At 53.8% G+C, this 5,534-nt stretch carries 4 protein-coding genes; all 4 read right to left on the bottom strand.

The window, feature by feature from the left end; genetic code table 11:
• Nucleotides 1-460: LytR/AlgR family response regulator transcription factor (locus EJQ19_RS31570; protein WP_126145166.1), on the bottom strand; the 460-nt coding region annotated here is incomplete at its 3' end.
• Complete coding sequence (locus tag EJQ19_RS31565; RefSeq protein ID WP_164716890.1) at nt 441-3,509, bottom strand: histidine kinase; 3,069 nt, start codon at nt 3,507-3,509, stop codon at nt 441-443. The genes EJQ19_RS31570 and EJQ19_RS31565, both read right to left, overlap by 20 nt.
• Before the next feature lie 159 nt (nt 3,510-3,668).
• Nucleotides 3,669-4,580 carry a fumarylacetoacetate hydrolase family protein gene (locus EJQ19_RS31560; RefSeq protein ID WP_126145164.1) on the bottom strand — a complete coding sequence of 304 codons (912 nt, stop codon included), beginning with the start codon at nt 4,578-4,580 and terminating at the stop codon, nt 3,669-3,671.
• Nucleotides 4,581-4,615: 35 nt separating this feature from the next.
• Complete coding sequence (locus EJQ19_RS31555; RefSeq protein ID WP_126145163.1) at nt 4,616-5,389, bottom strand: SDR family NAD(P)-dependent oxidoreductase; 774 nt, start codon at nt 5,387-5,389, stop codon at nt 4,616-4,618.
• Nucleotides 5,390-5,534 lie beyond the last annotated feature (145 nt).

Here is a 5,534-nt window from a genome sequence, read left to right as displayed (position 1 = left end):
GAGGTTGATCGGAAGTTCCCCGAATGGACAGGTGCCCAAACAACTCAATGGGCGGTTTTCCCCAAGATGGGCTCGCTCCTTTTCCCTCCTGAATTTGCCTCGCAATTGACTTTCGCACCCGTTCCAACGTTGTCGCAAAGCGGATCGGATCAATCGGCTTGAGCACATAATCCAGCGCATTGACTCTAAAGGCCTCGAGCGCATACGTCGAATAGGCGGTCACGAACACGACGCGGATCTCGTCATCCAGCGCTGCGATTGTTTCCGCAGCCTCCAGCCCACCCATCCCAGGCATTTCCAAGTCAAGAAATACAAGTTCAACCCGCTCGCGCGACAGATGGCTCAGTCCCTCGGCCGCTTGCTGATAAGCACCCACGATCTCAATGTCCGCTTCCTTCTCTAACATCCATTGCAGTTGCAGCAGCGCATGCCGTTCATCATCAATCAAAATCGCTTTCATATTCCACACCCTTCGGGATGATAAAGCTGACGCGGGTTCCCTCCCCAGGCCAGCTCTCAATCTGCAATTGCTCGCCGTACATCAGCCGCAGCCTGCGGCTAATATTGGCTAGTCCCACGCCGCCGGTTGCGCTGATTTCCGCCAATCTATCCGGGGGTATCCCCACGCCATCGTCTTCCACCGCCACTTGCCACACACCTTCGCCGTCCATGACGCGAACACGAATCGTGCCGCCTTGCGGCTTGCGCATTATGCCATGCCGTACAGCGTTCTCGACTAGCGGCTGAATCGACAGCGGAGGCACGCCAATCCATTCCTTGCTTTCAATGTCATACTCGACCTGCAGCCGGTCTTCAAATCTGGCCGATTCAATCGCCAAATAGGATCTCACCAGTTCCAATTCACTGCGCAGCGGCACGCTTTGCGCCAGGTTGCCAAAATCAAAGCTGCCGCGCAAATAGCGGCTTAATTGAAGCAGCAGCTCCTCGGCCCGTGGCGGCTCCAACCGGCAGACGGTCATAATCGTATTAATCGCATTAAACAAAAAGTGCGGTTTAATCTGTGCCTGCAGGAATGCAGTCTCGGTGCGCACGAGATTTTTGACCGAACTGCGCAGCTGCAGCAGCGTGCCGACACGGGCCTTTAACTCCGCCACCTCATACGGCTTCACCAGAATATCGTTGGCGCCGGCGCGAAACCCAACCAGCGACTCTTCCTGCCTTCGTCCTTCGCTCAGCAGCAAAACCGGCAGCTCGGACAGCATCGCATGCTCGCGAATGCGCCTCACCAGCTCCATACCCGAAATGTCAGGCATGACCAAATCCACGATAACGAGATCGAACCGGCCAACGTCGGTCAAAAGCGCCAGTGCCTCAGCCCCGCTTTCGACTATCCGGCACGAGATTCGGGCATCGCTGAGGAGCTGTCCCATCGCCATCGCGCCGAGCCGGTCGTCGTCGACGATCAAGATCGAGCCTTGAGCCCCTCGCTCCGTCTCATCTTCAACATCAGCAGACTGCACGCTTGGGGCTGCATAAGCGCGCACTTCGCCGCCAGCCTCATCCGCCGGCATCCAGCCGCTTGTTGCTTGCCCCGCGATGCGCGCCTCCGCTTCGGAAGCAGCAGGCCAGGAGATGCACAACGTTTCGTCGCCATCGTCCGATTCAACAGTTTGCCATGTCCCGCCGCCCAGCTCGATCAGCCGCTTCGTTACCGACAATCGCACGCGCTCCGCCGATTCCGCCGCTGTTTCATCCGTTGCATAGAACTCTGATTCTTCTCGTTCTATGTCCAGCGCTTTGCCGATTCCCGGCGCCCTGACGAAGAATGTCACCTGGCCAGCTTCCTCTTGCAACGCCAGGCGTACGACACGGTCTCGGGCATGACTCATGGCATACGCAATCAGATTATGCACAATTTGCCCTAATCGGCGCTCATCGGCAAACAGAAGCAGCGTGTTTTCCGGCAGCTTTTCCATCACCCATCTGCTATTCCCCTCAGACGGATATATATCCAGCACCGTACGAACTACAGACTGTACATTCACAATGCGAGCCTCGTATTTGGCTTCACCGCTATTTAATAGATTGAAATCGATCAGATCGTCGACCAAATAAGACAACCGTCGCGCAATACCTTGAATCAAATCCAGGCGGTCCTCCGTCTCGGACCTGCTTCCTTCGCGCCGGTCCGGCACCTGCGCAAGGTTAACGATACCGTGCAAGGGCTCCCGAATTTCGTAGGAAGTATTCAGCATGAATTCGTCCTTCTGTTCATCGAGCCGCAGCAGACGCTCCGACATTCGCTCCGCATGCCTGAACAGTTCGGCAAATCGCTCAACAATGAGATACGCCTGTGAAGCGCTAAATACAAGAATCGCATACGGAAGAAAAGTCTGGTTCTCCAGTTGTCCAAAGCCGCTAAGTAAATACACCGCAAGCATCACCATTACACTTTGAATACTGACTGCAAGTGCAAGCGTATGCGCTCCTTGGGTGAGAATTGCCCGAACCAGTACATAGATGACGTAGGCGATCGACAGGAAAGAACAGACCAACAGGAGCGCTTCCCATTGCGAAAACAGTGAGGTCGGAAGCCCAATCCCCGCCAGTGTTAGCGCCATTGTCACAAGCAGCACCAACCGATTCAGCAGCCGTATGCCGAAACGCGGATAGAGCAGCACCACATACCGGGCCAAAAAATAGTAAACAAACGCAGAAGAAATTAACTGGATCCGCAGCACTTCTTCATAATGTAAGGAAAGCAGCGCCAACGCCGCTTTTTCTCCGTGCGTCAGTACAAAGATGAGGCAGGAGACGCAAAATCCGCCAAGCTGAGGCAAAGGCGCTTCCCGTCTTCGCAGCCGAAAAAATAGCAATAAAAACACGGCAGGAATCAAAAATCCACCCGCTGTCATCCAATATTCAAACAAATTGATCTCGCGTGACCGGGCGATTGCTTCCTGCGTCCCAAACCAAATCGGGGAAATAATGCCGCCGGTCGCATAGCTGTAGTTCGCCACTTGAACGTAGATCTCCACCTCGTCGCCTTCCAGTTGGAAATAGCTGACGTAAGGCATATTGCCCGACAGGGTGTCCGCTCGCTGAAATCCGGGCCGACCGCTGCCGCCCACCTCTTTGCCGTTCACATAAATCGTGTTGGCCGTACGTATATTCGTCGTGTGAATGCCATAAATGCCCTCTGTGCCTTCGGGCAAAAGAACACGTAGACGATACGTCGCCGTCCCTAATCCCCCTTGAAGTCCCATCGTACCGTTCCAGACACCTGGTACGGTTAGCGTAGGCGGTGGAGGCTGCGAGGAAGCTTCACGATCCGATGTCAACAGTTGACCTTCGTATAACAGCCATTCTCCGTTCAATCTGATCTCGCCTTCCGACAACGTCTTTTCTTGGCGAAGATCCATTACGCCGCCCGATGCCAATGGCTTTTGCTCCGTCAGAACGCCGTGGAGCTCGCTGGCGATCCAGCACGCTGGCAGAAGTATGATGAAAATAAAACTAACGCATAATTTGAGCCAATAATTGTTCATCGCATGCGGCTCCTCTCTACCAAGCATTATAACGATTTCGCTGGAGAGCGGCTAGAGATAACCTTGTCCTTGCTCAACCCATAGGAAAAATAAACAGCCACCCCCGAACCAAGCCGGAGATGGCTGCTGCATAGCAATATGAAGTTCATTGTTGGGGCGTCACTCGACGATTTCATCCACCATACGGTTCGTAAGCGCGCCTAATTTTTCAATTTCAATCGTCACGACGTCGCCATGCTTCAAGTACACACGCTCCGCTTCCGGCTTCCCGAGTACGACACCTTCTGGCGTCCCCGTCAAAATGATGTCCCCCGGCGACAGCGTCATATGCTGCGAGATGTAGCTGACGATTTCGTCACAGTAAAAAATCATATCGGACGTGTTGGATTGCTGCCGAACCTCCCCGTTCACGGTGCACTTGATGCTCAGATTGTTCGGGTTGCCGACTTCGTCTGCCGTGACAAGATACGGCCCCAGCGGGCTGAACTTGTCGCACGACTTTCCGAGAAGCCATTGCGGGGTGCGCATCTGCAAGTCGCGGGCTGACAAATCATTGACGTTGCAATAGCCCAATACATAATTCAACGCATCCGCCTTGTCCACATATTTGGCTTGCTTGCCGATTACAATTACCAGCTCCGCTTCGTAATCCACTTGATTCGTAACGCGAATCGGCAGCGGAATATCGGTCTGATGGGCGGCAATCGTATTGCTGAATTTGTTAAAAAGAATCGGATACGCCGGAATTGCAGCGTTCGTTTCTTCGGCGTGTTTGCGATAGTTGAGCCCGACGCAGATGATTTTGCCCGGCTCAGGTACACACGGCCCATATGTAATGTCGGATTCTTGCAGTACAACGCCAGATAAGCCTTCCGTGGAAGCTTGCAATTCTGCCACATAGCGCTGCAAATTGGCTGAGCTGGCTGTCCAGTTGCGGATCAAATCCGTAATGTCGTTAGGCAGCCCTTCTTGCGGCCTTTGCGCCAGAGCAGCCGTCAAATCGAGAACAGCTTCCTCCGTTTTCACGCCCAGATGCCATTGATTGTCTATAGCGATGGTGACAAGTTTCATCGTAGAACACCCTTTCTGTATGGTTGAGCTTCACCTTACGCGTTTTTGCCAAAAACAACGCCGCCGTCAATGTAAAGCGGCGAGCCCATCATAAACTTCGACTCGTCGGAGGCGAGGAACAAGGCCGCTTTGGCTACGTCCTCAGGTCGCCCCAAGTCATTGCTAAGCTGCCTGGATTTCAACGAGGCGACAGCAGCTTCTTGGTCCGTGTAAGATTTTCGCAAATAATCTTCGACGAACGGCGTCAGAATCGTCCCCGGCAGCAGTGCGTTGACACGGATGTGATACGGCGCATAATCGACCTGCATCGATTTGGTCAGCGCCAGCACAGCTCCCTTCGTCGCCGCATACGAAGCTCTTCTGGCCAGGCCGATCTCGGCGATGCAGGACGACATATTAATAATGCTGCCTCCGCCCTGCGCCATCATATGCGGCAGCACATATTTGGACGGCAGGTACACGCCCCTGATGTTGACCGTCATGACCCGTTCCCACTGTTCAGGCTCCACCTCATGCAAGGCACCCACGCCGCTAATTCCCGCATTGTTAAAAAGCACATCAATTCGCCCGCACTGCGCGATCGCCTGTTCCACCATCCGCGCCACAGATGCCGGATCGGTGACATCCGCCTGAAGAAAAATCGCTTTCCCCCCGGCAGCGCGAATCGCTGCAACGGTTTCTTCGCCTTTTTCCGGCTGAATATCGTTCACAATCACATAGGCGCCCTCTGAGGCAAAAAGGTAAGCCGAACTCTGACCGATGCCGGAGCCCGCTCCGGTAATCAACGTAACTTTATCCGCCAAGCGCATATAAGTCAACCCCCGTTAGTTTATTATAATAAACTAGGTTTATAATTAAGAACAAATTAATTGTACCCCCATTTCGAGTAACGGTCAATGCTAAATCTGGAAAGGAGTGATCACGAGACGTCAAGAAATACGCAGTTGGGGGCGG

It is taken from the genome of Paenibacillus whitsoniae (assembly GCF_003955665.1).
Lineage (GTDB): Bacteria > Bacillota > Bacilli > Paenibacillales > NBRC-103111 > Paenibacillus_E > Paenibacillus_E whitsoniae.
The sequence above is the reverse complement of the archived record's forward strand: the minus strand, read 5'-3'. Positions and strand labels throughout refer to the sequence as shown.

What these genes read in the sequence shown, in the direction of transcription:
- EJQ19_RS31560 (WP_126145164.1), bottom strand. Translation starts at nt 4,580, where the DNA reads ATGAAACTTGTCACCATCGCTATAGACAATCAATGGCATCTGGGCGTG.
- EJQ19_RS31555 (WP_126145163.1), bottom strand. Translation starts at nt 5,389, where the DNA reads ATGCGCTTGGCGGATAAAGTTACGTTGATTACCGGAGCGGGCTCCGGC.
- EJQ19_RS31565 (WP_164716890.1), bottom strand. Translation starts at nt 3,509, where the DNA reads ATGAACAATTATTGGCTCAAATTATGCGTTAGTTTTATTTTCATCATA.